12 protein-coding genes are annotated in these 14,302 nt (G+C 61.7%); 10 read left to right on the top strand and 2 right to left on the bottom strand.

Going from position 1 to position 14,302, the window contains the following annotated elements; all coding sequences use genetic code 11:
- Positions 1–19: 19 nt before the first annotated feature.
- Both IF103_RS18550 and map read right to left on the bottom strand, forming a co-directional pair.
- Positions 20–2,722: a [protein-PII] uridylyltransferase gene (locus tag IF103_RS18550; RefSeq protein WP_023381976.1), complete on the bottom strand. Its 2,703-nt coding sequence runs from the start codon at positions 2,720–2,722 to the stop codon at positions 20–22.
- A gap of 39 nt (positions 2,723–2,761) precedes the next feature.
- A complete protein-coding gene (map, locus tag IF103_RS18545) occupies positions 2,762–3,544 on the bottom strand; it encodes a type I methionyl aminopeptidase (protein WP_023381975.1) in 783 nt (260 codons plus the stop codon).
- Positions 3,545–3,891: 347 nt separating this feature from the next.
- Between map and rpsB the strand changes: the two genes are divergently transcribed.
- From rpsB to IF103_RS18495, 10 genes are all read left to right on the top strand, one after another.
- On the top strand, positions 3,892–4,629 hold the full coding sequence (gene rpsB, locus IF103_RS18540; RefSeq protein WP_023381974.1) for a 30S ribosomal protein S2: 738 nt from the start codon (positions 3,892–3,894) through the stop codon (positions 4,627–4,629).
- A 187-nt stretch (positions 4,630–4,816) separates the two neighbouring features.
- Complete coding sequence (gene tsf / locus IF103_RS18535; protein WP_023381973.1) at positions 4,817–5,680, top strand: translation elongation factor Ts; 864 nt, start codon at positions 4,817–4,819, stop codon at positions 5,678–5,680.
- A gap of 180 nt (positions 5,681–5,860) precedes the next feature.
- Entirely contained in the window at positions 5,861–6,604 is a 744-nt protein-coding gene (gene pyrH, locus IF103_RS18530) for a UMP kinase (protein ID WP_023381972.1), read from the top strand.
- Positions 6,601–7,158: a ribosome recycling factor gene (gene frr / locus IF103_RS18525; RefSeq protein WP_023381971.1), complete on the top strand. Its 558-nt coding sequence runs from the start codon at positions 6,601–6,603 to the stop codon at positions 7,156–7,158. Before pyrH ends, frr begins: the two co-directional genes overlap by 4 nt.
- A 15-nt stretch (positions 7,159–7,173) precedes the next feature.
- A complete protein-coding gene (gene uppS, locus IF103_RS18520; RefSeq protein WP_023381970.1) occupies positions 7,174–7,929 on the top strand; it encodes a polyprenyl diphosphate synthase in 756 nt (251 codons plus the stop codon).
- Positions 7,929–8,744: a phosphatidate cytidylyltransferase gene (locus IF103_RS18515; protein ID WP_023381969.1), complete on the top strand. Its 816-nt coding sequence runs from the start codon at positions 7,929–7,931 to the stop codon at positions 8,742–8,744. The genes uppS and IF103_RS18515 overlap by 1 nt, the downstream gene beginning before the upstream one ends.
- The gene (ispC, locus tag IF103_RS18510) at positions 8,741–9,931 is read left to right on the top strand and encodes a 1-deoxy-D-xylulose-5-phosphate reductoisomerase (RefSeq protein WP_202675556.1); all 1,191 of its coding nucleotides are present in this window, start codon (positions 8,741–8,743) and stop codon (positions 9,929–9,931) included. The genes IF103_RS18515 and ispC overlap by 4 nt, the downstream gene beginning before the upstream one ends.
- Before the next feature lie 46 nt (positions 9,932–9,977).
- The gene (rseP, locus tag IF103_RS18505) at positions 9,978–11,330 is read left to right on the top strand and encodes an RIP metalloprotease RseP (RefSeq protein ID WP_023381967.1); all 1,353 of its coding nucleotides are present in this window, start codon (positions 9,978–9,980) and stop codon (positions 11,328–11,330) included.
- Positions 11,331–11,404: 74 nt separating this feature from the next.
- On the top strand, positions 11,405–13,753 hold the full coding sequence (gene bamA / locus IF103_RS18500; protein ID WP_202675555.1) for an outer membrane protein assembly factor BamA: 2,349 nt from the start codon (positions 11,405–11,407) through the stop codon (positions 13,751–13,753).
- A gap of 44 nt (positions 13,754–13,797) precedes the next feature.
- Positions 13,798–14,301: an OmpH/Skp family outer membrane protein gene (locus IF103_RS18495; protein WP_015269197.1), complete on the top strand. Its 504-nt coding sequence runs from the start codon at positions 13,798–13,800 to the stop codon at positions 14,299–14,301.
- The last annotated feature ends 1 nt before the right edge of the window (position 14,302 follow it).

Raw genomic sequence — 14,302 nt, 5'->3', positions numbered from 1 at the left:
CGCAAGGTCTCGTCAATCGTTAAAAGGTCACGCGGGTGGGGCTGGCATCGCTGGCCTGGCCAGCCTGCAACTGCTGGACGATCGCTTCCTGCAGGCGGCTGCACAGTTGTGGGTCGGACAGCGGCTGGTTGTCGGCGTCGGTGATGAAGAACACGTCCTCGACCCGTTCGCCGAGGGTGGCGATCTTGGCGTTCTGCAGCGACAGGTCGAACTCCAGGAAGATCCGTCCGATCCGCGCCAGCAGGCCGGGGCGGTCGGGAGCGGTGATTTCCAGGATGGTCACCGGGCGCTGCGCATCGTTGTGGATGGTTACCTGCGGCGCGAAGGTGAAGTGCTTGAGCTGGCGCGGCACCCGGCGTTGGATGATGGTCGGGTAGTCCTCGGGGTTGCGCAGCGCTTCGGTCAGGCCATCGCGGATCTGCTTGACCCGCTGCGGGTTGTCGCCGATCGACCCGCCGTCGTTGTCGAGCACGATGTAGGTGTCGAGGGTGAACTGGCTGCTCGAGGTGATGATCCGGGCATCGTGGATGTTCAGGTTGAGCTGGGACATGGCCGCCACGGTCACGGCGAAGAAGTCGTGTTGGTCAGGGGCATAGATGAAGATCTGCGTCCCGCCCTCGAACTCGCGCTGGGTGGTTTCCTTGATCAACACCAGTGGCCCGCCGTCCGCTGGCTGCTGCAGGATCGCATCACTGTGCCAGGCCACGTCGGCGGCGGTATGGCGCAAGAAATAGTCATCGCCCAGCTGCGACCAGAGCTGCTCGACATCGTCCGGGTCGGTGCCTTCGCGCACCAGGATGTCCAGCGCTGCGGTCTGGGTCTGGCGAATCTGTTCTTCGCGATCCAGCGGGTTTTCCAGGCCCCTGCGCAGGGCACGCTTGGTCTCGGTGTAGAGCTGGCGCAGCAGGCTGGCGCGCCAAGAGTTCCACAGGCTGGGGTTGGTGGCGTTGATGTCGGCCACGGTCAGCACGTAGAGGTAGTCCAGGCGGGTTTCATCGCCGACATGCAGGGCGAAGTCATTGATCACCTGCGGGTCGGACAGGTCCTTGCGCTGGGCGGTGGTGGACATCACCAGGTGGTTCAGCACCAGCCAGGCGATCAGGCGGCTATCCCAGGCTGGGAGTTGGTGGCGCTCGCAGAAGGCCTTGGCGTCCACCGCGCCCAGTTCGGAGTGGTCGCCCTGGCGGCCTTTACCGATGTCATGGTAAAGGCCGGCCAGGTAGATGAGTTCGGGCTTGGGCAGTCGTCCCATGAGCTTGCTGGCCAGCGGGAATTTTTCGGACACTGGCGTGTACTGCAGCTTGCGCAGGTGCTTGATGAGGTTGAGCGTGTGGGCATCGACCGTATAGATATGGAACAGGTCATGCTGCATCTGCCCCACGATCAGGCCGAACTCCGGCAGATAGCGGCCAAGAATGCCGTAGCGGTTCATGCGCCGCAGGTTGCGGTGGATGCCGATTTCGCACTTGAACAGTTCGATGAACAGGCTGGTGTTGCGGATGTCGTGGCGGAACGTTTCGTCGATCAGGTGACGGTGCTCGCGCAGCAGGCGCACGGTGTCGGCGCGTACACCCTTGATTTCCGGGTGCTGGGCCATCAGCACGAAGATTTCCAGCATGGCGAAGGGCGTGCGTTTGAACACGTTCGCATTGACCGCTTCGATATAGCCGTCGTGCAGGCGGAAGCGCGCATTCAGAGGTTGCGTGGCGCCGCTGTCGTCATCGGCGAGGATCACTTCCTCGAAATGCTGGATGATCAGGTCGCACAACTGGCTGATGCTCATGACCACGCGGTAGTACTGCTGCATGAACTGCTCGATGGCCCGCTTGGGGTTCTCGTCGCTGTAGCCCAGTAGCGCGGCGATGCTGCGCTGGTGGTCGAACAGCAGGCGGTCCTCGGCGCGACCGGCCAGCATGTGCAGGGCGTAGCGCACCCTCCACAGGAAGTCCTGGGAGGACGCCAGCAGCTCGTTCTCGCTTTCCAGCAGGAAGCCTTCGCCGGCCAGGGCATGCAGGTTCAGCGTGCCGTACTGGCGTCGAGCCACCCACAGCACGGTCTGGATGTCGCGCAGGCCGCCGGGAGAACCTTTGACATTGGGTTCGAGGTTGTACTCGGTGTCGTTGTACTTGTGGTGGCGGGCCTTGAGTTCGGCGCGCTTGGCCAGGAAGAACTCCTTGCTCGGCCACATGTGTGCGGTGCTGGTGACGTCCAGCATGCGCTGACGCAGGCTCTCCGGGCCGGCAATGGTGCGGCTTTCCATCAGGTTGGTGATTACCGTCAGGTCGGCGCGGGCTTGTTCTGCGCATTCGTCGACGGTACGAACGCTCTGGCCAACTTCCAGGCCGATGTCCCACAACAGGGTGAGGAAGCGCTCGATGGCGTCGCGGTACTGTTCGTGTTCGGCGGCACCCAGCAGAATCAGCAGGTCGATGTCCGAATAGGGGTGCAGTTCACCGCGTCCATACCCACCCACTGCAACCAGGGCGATCCCGCTTTGGTCGCCCCAATCGAACTGGTTCCAGGCTTGTTGCAGGATGTTGTCGACGAGCCAGGCGCGATCCTCGATCAGTCGGCGGATTTCGCGGCCGCTGCGAAAACGCCGGTCAAGCACCTCGCCCGCCTGGCGGATGGCTTTCTTGAAGGCGGCGATAGGGCTCGCCTTGAGGGCCAGTTCCGCCTGGAACTGGCCGCGGTCGAACAGCTCGGGATCCACCTGGGGCATCGCGTCGCGTTCCTGTCTGAGTGTTTGCCTAGTGTGGGCTCAAGCCGAGGTGCGCGGGATGGTATCGTCCTTGCGCAGGGTGAAGATCTCGTAGCCGGTGGCGGTGACCACCAGGGTGTGTTCCCACTGGGCCGAGAGCTTGCGGTCCTTGGTGATGGCGGTCCAGCCGTCGCCCAATACCTTGGTGTCGGCCTTGCCCTGGTTGATCATCGGCTCGATGGTGAAGGTCATGCCTTCCTTGAGCTCCATGCCGGTGCCGGCCTTGCCGTAGTGCAGGATCTGCGGCTCTTCGTGGAACACCTTGCCGATGCCGTGGCCGCAGAACTCGCGCACCACCGAAAAGCCGTTCTTCTCGGCGTGCTTCTGGATGACCTCGCCGATGTCACCCAGGCGGCAGCCCGGCTTGACCAGCTCGATGGCCTTGTACATGCACTCTTGCGTCACCTTGGACAGGCGCTCGGCCCAGGGGGCGACGGTGCCGACGTGGAACATGCGGCTGGTATCGCCGTGGTAGCCATCCTTGATGACGGTCACGTCGATGTTGATGGTGTCACCGTCCTTGAGCGGCTTGTCGTTGGGAATGCCATGGCAGACGACGTGGTTGATCGAGGTGCAGATCGACTTGGGGTAGCCCTTGTAGTTGAGCGGGGCCGGGATGGCCTGCTGGACGTTGACGATGTAGTCGTGGCACAGGCGATCCAGCTCCTCGGTGGTGACACCGGGCTTGACGTGCTCTTCGATCATTTCGAGCACTTCGGCGGCCAGGCGGCCGGCGATGCGCATCTTCTCGATGTCTTCTGCGGTCTTGATGGTGACGGTCATTGCAGGCTCTCTACGGCGCCATCGATGGCGCGAACAAACGGGAAAGGCCGGATTCTACCAGAGCAGGGCGGCAATCGGTCGGGATAAAGGCGGTCGTCCTGCTGTCTATAAAGGGCATTCTGGCCTGAAAGCCAGGGTGCTGCAAAAAACGCTGACGGACGAGACCTTATTCGGGTTCCGTTCGCCTGCGGTCTGTGGTATAAAATGCGCCGCTTTCGGGGACGACCCCGAGAGTACTAAACCCCACACACGTGTCGACACGATGGCCTGGGTGCCCCGACTCTTCGGAATCGCGGGTTGGTCATTGGGATACGTGGAGGCCCAACCCGACTTATCAAGGAACTATCATGTCCCAAGTCAATATGCGCGATATGCTGAAGGCCGGTGTGCACTTCGGCCACCAGACCCGTTACTGGAACCCGAAAATGGGCAAGTTCATTTTCGGCGCGCGTAACAAGATTCACATCATCAACCTGGAAAAAACCCTGCCGATGTTCAACGACGCTCTGTCGTTCGTAGAGCGCCTGGCCCAGGGCAAGAACAAGATCCTGTTCGTCGGCACCAAGCGTTCCGCCGGCAAGATCGTCGCCGAGCAAGCTGCTCGTTGCGGTTCGCCATACGTTGACCACCGTTGGTTGGGCGGCATGCTGACCAACTACAAAACCATCCGTGCTTCGATCAAGCGTCTGCGCGACCTGGAAACCCAGGCCGAAGATGGCACCTTCGCCAAGCTGACCAAGAAAGAAGCCCTGATGCGCACCCGTGATCTGGAAAAGCTGGATCGCAGCCTGGGCGGTATCAAGGACATGGGCGGCCTGCCTGATGCCCTGTTCGTGATCGACGTTGAGCACGAGCGCATTGCTATCACCGAAGCCAACAAGCTGGGCATCCCGGTCATCGGCGTTGTCGATACCAACAGCAGCCCGGAAGGTGTTGATTTCGTCATCCCAGGTAACGACGACGCCATTCGCGCCATCGAGCTGTACATGACTTCGATGGCTGACGCCGTCATCCGCGGCCGCAACAACGTTGCTGGCGGCACCGAAGTCTACGCTGAAGAAGCGGCTGCACCTGCTGCTGAGTAATTGACGCTTAGCGTCTGACTTGGCACGCAAAAAGGGGGCTTGGCCCCCTTTTTGCCACCTTGAAATCCTGCTGTCAGCAACGGCCCCGCATCATGGGTCGCTGACGATAAAAGCAGTGGATTTGCAGAATTGAACGCCCGTCACAAGCGGGTGGAATGGTTGAAAAACTTTCCAAGAGGATTTTGAAATGGCAGCAATTACTGCAGCGCTGGTCAAAGAACTGCGCGAGCGTACCGGCGAAGGCATGATGGATTGCAAAAAGGCCCTGGAAAAGGCCGGCGGCGACATCGAGAAAGCCATTGACGACATGCGTGCCTCGGGCGCCATCAAGGCCGCCAAGAAGGCTGGCAACGTTGCCGCCGAAGGCGCCATCGCCGTCAAGACCGACGGCAAGGCCGCTGTCCTGCTGGAAGTGAACTCGCAGACCGACTTCCTGGCCCTGCAAGATGACTTCAAGGCCTTCGTTGCTGAAAGCATCGAAGAAGCTTTCGCTCAGAAGCTGACCGACGCCGCTCCGCTGATCGCTTCGCGCGAATCCGCTCGTGAAGCCCTGGTTGCCAAGTGCGGCGAAAACGTCAACATCCGTCGCCTGGTGCGCGTTGAAGGTGACGTTGTCGGTGCTTACCTGCACGGTAACAAGATCGGCGCAGCCGTTGTTCTGAAAGGCGGTGACGTTGAACTGGCCAAGAACATCGCCATGCACGTCGCAGCTTCGAACCCAGAGTTCCTGCTGCCTTCGGAAGTTTCCCCTGAAGCCATCGAGCGTGAGAAGGGCGTCTTCCTGCAGCTGAACGCTGACAAGATCGCTGGCAAGCCAGAAAACATCGTCGAGAACATGATCAAGGGTCGTATCTCGAAGTTCCTGGCCGAAGCTTCGCTGGTCGAGCAAGCTTTCGTCATGAACCCAGAAGTCAAAGTTGGCGAGCTGGCCAAGAAAGCCGGTGCTGAAATCGTTTCCTTCACCTACTTCAAAGTCGGCGAAGGCATCGAGAAGCCAGTCGACAACTTCGCTGAAGAAGTTGCCGCTCAGGTCGCTGCCGCCAAGCAGTAAGACAGACTCGTCTGTCGCCCCAAAGAGGCTGCCCGCTCACGCGCGCAGCCTCTTTGTCAAAACGGAGACGGGTTTATCGAACCGGTCTCTGCTGGCACCAAAACGGTGCCACGCTACAGTTAGCAGGCTGCAAACAGCCCGCACGGAATTTTCTACAGTACGCCGCAGGAGAGACTCGCAATGGCTCAGCAGGTGAGTGGTCGCCAACCTCGCTATAAACGCATTTTGCTCAAACTTAGCGGCGAGGCCCTGATGGGCTCGGAAGACTTCGGGATCGACCCGAAGGTGCTGGATCGCATGGCCCTGGAAGTCGGCCAATTGGTCGGTATCGGCGTCCAGGTTGGCCTGGTGATCGGCGGTGGTAACCTGTTCCGCGGCGCCGCGCTCAGTGCAGCCGGCATGGATCGCGTCACCGGTGACCACATGGGTATGCTGGCCACCGTGATGAACGCCCTGGCCATGCGCGACGCCTTGGAGCGTTCGAACATCCCGGCCCTGGTCATGTCGGCCATTTCCATGGTCGGTGTCACCGATCATTACGATCGTCGCAAAGCTATTCGCCACCTCAACTCCGGGGATGTGGTAATTTTCTCCGCCGGTACCGGCAATCCGTTCTTCACCACCGACTCCGCAGCCTGCCTGCGCGCCATCGAAATCGATGCCGACGTTGTGCTGAAGGCGACCAAGGTCGATGGTGTGTACACTGCCGATCCATTCAAGGATCCGCATGCCGAGAAGTTCGATCACCTGACCTACGACGAGGTTCTGGATCGCAAGCTCGGCGTTATGGATCTGACCGCAATCTGCCTGTGCCGCGACCACAAGATGCCATTGCGGGTATTCAACATGAACAAGCCTGGCGCCCTGCTGAACATCGTGGTGGGTGGCGCTGAAGGTACTTTGATCGAGGAAGGCGAAGCATGATCAACGACATCAAGAAAGACGCTCAGGAGCGCATGACCAAGTCCATCGAGGCCCTGGGTCGCAACCTGGCGGCGATCCGCACCGGTCGCGCCCACCCAAGCATTCTGGACAGCGTCAAGGTCCCTGCGTGGGGCAGCGAGATGCCGCTGAACCAGGTGGCCGCGATCACCGTCGAAGACGCCCGTACCCTGAAGATCGTCGCCCACGACAAGAACCTCAGCGCCGCCATCGAGAAGGCGATCCTGACCTCCGACCTGGGCCTGAACCCCTCCAGCGCCGGCACCACCATCCGTGTTCCGATGCCTGCCCTGACCGAGGAAACCCGCAAGGGTTACACCAAGCAGGCCAGCGGCGTCGCCGAAGATGCCAAGGTGGCGGTCCGTAACGTTCGTCGTGACGCACTCGCCGACCTGAAGAAGCTGACCAAGGACAAGGAAATCAGCGAAGACGAAGAACGCCGCGCCGCGGACGAGATCCAGAAGCTGACCGACAAGTTCGTCGCCGAAATCGACGCTGCGTTCAAAGCCAAGGAAAAGGACCTTATGGCCGTCTAAGGCCGAGGTTTTTTAATGGAAAAGACCAAGCTGGCGGCACTGTCTTCGGTGCCGCGTCACGTCGCGATCATCATGGATGGCAATAATCGCTGGGCGAAGAAACGTCTGTTGCCCGGCGTTGCCGGGCACAAGGCGGGCGTCGACGCCGTTCGTGCGGTCATCGAAGTGTGCGCGCAGTCCGGGGTCGAGGTGCTGACCCTGTTCGCGTTCTCCAGCGAGAACTGGCAGCGTCCGGCCGATGAGGTAGGGGCGCTGATGGAGTTGTTCTTCTCGGCCCTGCGTCGTGAGGCCAAGCGGCTGAACGAGAACAACATCAGCTTGCGCATCATCGGTGATCGCTCGCGTTTCCATCCTGAGCTGCAGGCGGCCATGCGTGAAGCCGAGGCGCTGACTGCGGGCAACAACCGCTTCATCCTGCAGATCGCCGCCAATTATGGCGGTCAATGGGATATCGCCCAGGCCGCCCAGCGCCTGGCCCGTGAAGTCCAGGCCGGCCACCTGCGTCCGGAGGACATCACGCCTGACTTGTTGCAGACTTGCCTGGCGACGGGGGAGCTGCCTTTGCCCGACCTGTGCATTCGCACCGGCGGCGAGCACCGCATCAGCAACTTCCTGCTTTGGCAGCTGGCTTATGCCGAGCTGTATTTCTCCGACCTCTATTGGCCGGACTTCAAACACGAGGCCATGCGCAACGCGTTGGCCGATTTCGCTTCGCGCCAGCGCCGCTTCGGTAAGACCAGCGAGCAGGTCGAGGCTGGAGCTCGTGCTTAATGCTTAAACAACGCATCATTACTGCGCTGATCCTGCTGCCGGTCGCGCTGGGCGGCTTTTTCCTGCTCAACGGCGGGGATTTCGCCCTGTTCATCGGCTTCGTGGTCACCCTTGGTGCCTGGGAGTGGGCGCGCCTGGCCGGGCTGATGGCCCAGCCGCTGCGTATTGCCTACGCCGCCGTGGTTGCCGGGGCGCTGATGCTGCTCTACCTGATGCCCGACCTTGCGCCCTGGGTGCTGGGTGCGGCGGTGATCTGGTGGGGGCTGGCCACCTGGCTGGTGCTCACCTACCCACGCAGCAGCGAGCTTTGGGCCAGCGCCGCCTGCCGATTGCTGATCGGCTTGCTGGTGCTGCTGCCGGCCTGGCAAGGGCTGGTCTTGCTCAAGCATTGGCCGTTGGGCAACTGGTTGATCCTGTCGGTCATGGTGCTGGTCTGGGCGGCCGATATCGGGGCTTATTTCTCCGGGCGTGCTTTCGGCAAGCGCAAGCTGGCTGCGCAGGTCAGCCCAGGCAAGAGCTGGGAAGGCGTCTATGGCGGTCTGGCCCTGTGCCTGCTCATCACCCTGGTGGTGGGTATCAGCCGGGACTGGAGCTTCGGCCAGATCGTCCTGGGGCTGCTGGGCGCTGCGGTAGTGGTCATGTCCTCGGTAGTGGGTGACCTGACCGAGAGCATGTTCAAGCGCCGCTCGGGCATCAAGGACAGCAGCAACCTGCTGCCAGGTCACGGCGGCGTGCTCGATCGCATCGACAGCCTGACGGCGGCGATCCCGATCTTCGCGGTGCTGCTGTGGGCGGCTGAATGGGGTGTGATGTGAGTACGCTGCAACGCATTACCGTACTCGGCGCTACCGGGTCCATTGGCCTTAGCACGCTGGATGTGATCGCTCGCCATCCCGAGCGCTATCGGGTGTTCGCGCTCAGCGGTTATTCGCGTATCGACGAGTTGCTGGCACTGTGCGTTCGCCATGATCCGGTCTATGCAGTGGTGCCGGATGCAGAAAGTGCTGCGCGTCTGCGCGAGGGCCTGGCTGCCGCGCGCTGTGCCACCGAAGTGCTCGAGGGCGAGGCGGGGCTGTGTCAGGTCGCGGCGGCGCAGGAAGTCGATGCGGTGATGGCCGCTATCGTCGGCGCCGCTGGGTTGCGTCCGACCTTGGCTGCCGTCGAGGCAGGCAAGAAGGTGTTGCTGGCCAACAAGGAAGCCTTGGTAATGTCCGGCGCACTGTTCATGGATGCGGTGCGGCGCAGTGGCGCTGTGCTGTTGCCCATCGACAGTGAACACAATGCCATTTTCCAGTGCCTGCCCGGCGACTACGGTCGTGGGCTGGTTCAGGTCGGGGTGCGGCGCATCCTCCTGACGGCGTCGGGCGGCCCATTCCGCGAGACGCCCCAGGCGGCCCTGGCCAATGTCACGCCGGAGCAGGCCTGTGCCCACCCTAACTGGTCCATGGGGCGCAAGATTTCCGTGGACTCGGCCAGCATGATGAACAAGGGCCTGGAGCTGATCGAAGCATGCTGGTTGTTCGATGCAGCGCCGGCCAAGGTCGAAGTGGTGGTTCACCCGCAGAGCGTGATCCACTCGTTGGTGGATTATGTCGACGGTTCGGTGCTGGCCCAGCTGGGCAATCCAGACATGCGCACGCCCATAGCAAACGCCCTGGCCTGGCCCGAGCGGATCGACTCCGGGGTAGCCCCGCTGGACTTGTTCGGCATCGCTCGTCTGGATTTCCAGGCGCCCGACGAACAACGCTTCCCTTGCTTGCGCCTGGCGCGGCAGGCTGCCGAGGCGGGCAACAGTGCGCCTGCCGTGCTCAATGCGGCCAACGAAGTGGCGGTCGAGGCATTTCTCCAGCGGCGCATCCGCTTTCCAGAAATCGCGAGTATGATCGAACAGGTGCTTGACCAGGAGCCAGTGGTCTCGCTGCCGTCGCTGGATGCGGTGTTCGCTGCCGACCAGCGCGCCCGGGAACTGTCCCGTGAGTGGTTGAGGCGCCACGGCCGCTGATGCAGGCCTTGCTCCAGGTTCCGCTGAACGTCATTCGGAGATGGATATGACTGCGCTCTACATGATTATCGGCACCCTGGTGGCCTTGGGTGTATTGGTCACTTTCCACGAGTTCGGCCACTTCTGGGTGGCCCGACGCTGTGGCGTCAAGGTGCTGCGCTTCTCCGTGGGGTTCGGCACACCGTTGATTCGCTGGCATGACCGCCATGGCACCGAGTTCGTGGTGGCGGCGATCCCGCTGGGCGGCTACGTCAAGATGCTCGACGAACGCGAGGGTGAAGTGCCGCCAGCGCTGATCGAGCAGTCGTTCAATCGCAAATCCGTCCGTCAGCGTATTGCCATCGTGGCGGCGGGGCCGATCGCCAACTTCCTGCTGGCCATTTTCTTCTTCTGGCTGCTGGCCATGCTCGGCACCCAGCAGATCCGTCCGGTCATCGGTGCGGTCGAGTCCGGTAGCCTGGCGGCTTCGGCGGGCTTGGTCGCTGGTCAGGAAATCGTATCCATCGACGGAAAACCGACCAGTGGCTGGTCGGCAGTCAACCTGCAGCTGGTTCGGCGCCTGGGCGAGAGCGGCACCCTGCAAGTCGGCGTGCGCGACGAAGGAGCCACGGTCGAGCGTCAGTACCAGATCACGCTCGCGGGTTGGCTCAAGGGCGCCGACGAGCCGGACCCGATCCAGTCCCTGGGCTTGCGTCCATGGCGTCCGGCCATTTCGCCGGTTCTGGCTGAAATCGATCCAAAGGGGCCGGCCGCAGCGGCCGGGCTCAAAAGTGGTGACAAATTGTTGGCCGTCGATGGCGTGACGGTGAGCGACTGGCAGCACGTGGTCGACACCGTGCGCGCACGCCCCGAAGCCAGGGTGGTGCTGCGTGTGGAGCGTGATGGCGCGCCGCTGGACGTCCCGGTGACGCTGGCCCGGCGCGGCGAAGGCAAAGCCTCCGGCGGCTACCTGGGGGCAGGAGTCAAGGGCGCCGAATGGCCCGCCAGCATGCTGCGCGAAGTCAGCTATGGCCCGCTCGAGGCAGTGGGCGAGGGCTTGTCGCGCACCTGGAACATGAGTGTGCTAACCCTCGAATCGCTAAAGAAAATGCTGTTCGGGGAGCTCTCGGTAAAAAACTTGAGCGGACCGATAACCATTGCTAAAGTGGCGGGCGCTTCGGCCCAGTCCGGCGTGGGGGATTTCCTGAATTTCCTGGCCTACCTGAGCATAAGCCTGGGGGTTCTTAACCTGCTGCCCATCCCGGTACTGGATGGGGGGCATTTGCTGTTTTACCTGGTCGAGTGGGCGCGCGGTCGTCCGCTGTCGGATCGGGTGCAAGGTTGGGGGGTCCAGATCGGTATCAGTTTGGTCATTGGGGTGATGTTGCTCGCCCTGATCAACGATCTGGGTCGACTATAAAAGATTCGCTCAATTGCGAACCTGCCGTTTTCATACGGCGGGTGGTTTATTGCCAGTTGGAATAAAAGGACTTCATGAAACGTCTGCTGCTAACTGCGGTCCTCTCCGCACTGATGATCGCTGAAGTTCACGCCGAGTCCTTCACCATCTCCGATATTCGTGTCAACGGCCTGCAGCGGGTGTCCGCCGGCAGCGTCTTTGGCGCCTTGCCCCTGAACGTGGGCGATCAGGCCGATGACCGACGCCTGGTGGAATCCACCCGCTCGCTGTTCAAGACCGGTTTCTTCCAGGACATCCAGCTGAACCGCGACGGCAATGTCCTGATCATCAACGTGGTCGAGCGCCCCTCGGTGTCGAGCATCGAGATCGAAGGCAACAAGGCGATCAGCACCGAAGACCTGATGAAGGGCCTGAAGCAGTCGGGCCTGGCCGAAGGCGAGATCTTCCAGCGAGCCACCCTCGAAGGCGTGCGTAACGAACTGCAGCGCCAGTACGTGGCCCAGGGCCGCTACTCGGCCGAGGTCGACGCCGAGGTGGTGCCGCAGCCGCGCAACCGTGTGGCGTTGAAGATCAAGATCAACGAAGGCACCGTGGCGGCCATCCAGCACATCAACATCGTCGGCAACACCGTGTTCGACGATGAAGCGCTGGCGCAGCTGTTCGAGCTCAAGACCACCCACTGGCTGTCGTTCTTCAAGAACGACGACAAGTATGCCCGCGAGAAGCTCTCCGGTGACTTGGAACGCCTGCGTTCCTACTACCTGGACCGCGGCTACATCAACATGGACATCGCCTCCACCCAGGTGTCCATCACCCCGGACAAGAAGCACGTCTACATCACGGTCAACGTCAACGAGGGCGAGAAGTACACCGTCCGTGACGTGAAGCTGTCGGGTGACCTGAAGGTGCCGGAAGACCAGGTCAAGTCGCTGCTGCTGGTGCAGCCGGGCCAGGTGTTCTCGCGCAAGGTCATGACCACCACCTCCGACCTGATCACCCGCCGCCTGGGTAACGAGGGCTACACTTTCGCCAACGTCAACGGCGTGCCTCAGCCGCACGACGAAGACCACACCGTGGACATCATGTTCGTGGTCGACCCGGGCAAGCGTGCCTACGTCAACCGCATCAACTACCGCGGCAACACCAAGACCGAAGACGAAGTGCTGCGTCGCGAGATGCGCCAAATGGAAGGTGGCTGGGCGTCGACCTACCTGATCGACCAGTCCAAGACCCGCCTGGAACGTCTGGGCTTCTTCAAGGAAGTCAACGTCGAGACCCCACCGGTGCCGGGCACCGATGACCAGGTCGACGTCAACTACAGCGTCGAGGAACAGGCCTCCGGCTCGATCACCGCCAGCGTTGGTTTCGCCCAGAGCGCCGGCCTGATCCTGGGAGGCTCGATCAGCCAGACCAACTTCCTGGGTACCGGTAACAAGGTGTCCATCGGCCTGACCCGTTCGGAATACCAGACCCGCTACAACTTCGGCTTCGTGGACCCCTACTTCACTGCCGACGGCGTCAGCCTGGGCTACAACGCCTTCTATCGCAGCACCGACTACGATGACCTCGACGTCGACGTGGCCAGCTATGCGGTCGACAGCCTGGGTGCCGGTGTCAGCCTCGGCTACCCGATCAGCGAAACTTCGCGCCTGACCTACGGCCTGACCGTGCAGCAGGACAAGATCAAGACTGGCCGTTACACCGTCGACGAGATCTTCGATTTCCTCGAGCAGGAAGGCGACAACTTCCTGAACTTCAAGGCCTCGGTCGGTTGGTCCGAGTCGACCCTGAACAAGGGCGTGCTGGCGACCCGTGGTCACTCCCAGAGCCTGACCTTCGAGACGACTGTTCCTGGCAGCGACCTGTCGTTCTACAAGCTCGACTACCGCGGCCAGCTGTTCAAGCCGATCACCAACGACTACACCCTGCGCCTGCACACTGAATTGGGCTATGGTGATGGTTTCGGTGGTACTTCCGGCCTGCCATTCTATGAAAACTACTACGCGGGTGGTTTCAACTCCGTACGTGGCTTCAAGGACAGCAGCCTCGGTCCGCGCAGTACCCCGAGCGACGGTACCAACCCGGGCACCGTGAAAGACCCGGACCAGGACCCGCTGCCGTTCGGTGGCAACGTGTTGGTCCAGGGTGGTGTCGAGTTGCTGTTCCCGCTGCCATTCGTGAAGGACCAGCGTTCGCTGCGCACCTCCGTGTTCTGGGACGTGGGTAACGTGTTCGATACCAACTGCGGCAGCAAGCCTGACTGCGAGAAGGTTGGCTTCTCCGGCATGGCCAGCTCGGTCGGCCTGGGTGTCACCTGGATCACTGCCCTGGGCCCGTTGAGCTTCAGCCTGGCAATGCCGGTCAAGAAGCCGGACGACGCCGATACCCAGGTGTTCCAATTCTCTCTGGGCCAGACCTTCTAAGGTCGGCCCTTGCTTAACGACAACGGTTTATCCAGGAGTGCATCGTGCGTAAGTTGACTCAACTGGCCGTAGTGGCCGCGGCGCTGGTCGCCACCCCGGCTTTCGCCGAAATGAAGGTTGCCGTGCTGAACTATCAGATGGCCCTGCTCGAATCCGATGCCGCCAAGAAGTACGCGGTTGATGCCGAGAAGAAGTTCGGCCCGCAACTGACCAAGCTCAAGTCCCTGGAAAGCAGCGCCAAAGGTATCCAGGACCGCCTGATCAAAGGCGGCGACAAGATGCAGCAGCAGGAGCGTGAGCGCCTGGAGCTCGAATTCAAGCAGAAAGCCCGTGACTTCCAGTTCCAGTCCAAAGAACTGAACGAAGCCAAGGCCGTTGCTGACCGCGACATGCTCAAGCAGCTCAAGCCGAAGCTCGATGGTGCCGTCGAGGAAGTGATCAAGAAGGGCGGTTACGACCTGGTTCTGGAGCGCGGTGCGGTCATCGATGTCAAACCTCAGTACGACATCACCCGCCAAGTCATCGAGCGCATGAACCAAGCCCGTTGAT

The organism is Pseudomonas sp. SK2, assembly GCF_016772395.1.
GTDB lineage: Bacteria > Pseudomonadota > Gammaproteobacteria > Pseudomonadales > Pseudomonadaceae > Aquipseudomonas > Aquipseudomonas taiwanensis.
The sequence above is the reverse complement of the archived record's forward strand: the minus strand, read 5'-3'. Positions and strand labels throughout refer to the sequence as shown.

What these genes read in the sequence shown, in the direction of transcription:
- frr (WP_023381971.1), top strand. Translation starts at nt 6,601, where the DNA reads ATGATCAACGACATCAAGAAAGACGCTCAGGAGCGCATGACCAAGTCC.
- pyrH (WP_023381972.1), top strand. Translation starts at nt 5,861, where the DNA reads ATGGCTCAGCAGGTGAGTGGTCGCCAACCTCGCTATAAACGCATTTTG.
- tsf (WP_023381973.1), top strand. Translation starts at nt 4,817, where the DNA reads ATGGCAGCAATTACTGCAGCGCTGGTCAAAGAACTGCGCGAGCGTACC.
- bamA (WP_202675555.1), top strand. Translation starts at nt 11,405, where the DNA reads ATGAAACGTCTGCTGCTAACTGCGGTCCTCTCCGCACTGATGATCGCT.
- IF103_RS18550 (WP_023381976.1), bottom strand. Translation starts at nt 2,722, where the DNA reads ATGCCCCAGGTGGATCCCGAGCTGTTCGACCGCGGCCAGTTCCAGGCG.
- map (WP_023381975.1), bottom strand. Translation starts at nt 3,544, where the DNA reads ATGACCGTCACCATCAAGACCGCAGAAGACATCGAGAAGATGCGCATC.
- uppS (WP_023381970.1), top strand. Translation starts at nt 7,174, where the DNA reads ATGGAAAAGACCAAGCTGGCGGCACTGTCTTCGGTGCCGCGTCACGTC.
- rpsB (WP_023381974.1), top strand. Translation starts at nt 3,892, where the DNA reads ATGTCCCAAGTCAATATGCGCGATATGCTGAAGGCCGGTGTGCACTTC.
- IF103_RS18515 (WP_023381969.1), top strand. Translation starts at nt 7,929, where the DNA reads ATGCTTAAACAACGCATCATTACTGCGCTGATCCTGCTGCCGGTCGCG.
- rseP (WP_023381967.1), top strand. Translation starts at nt 9,978, where the DNA reads ATGACTGCGCTCTACATGATTATCGGCACCCTGGTGGCCTTGGGTGTA.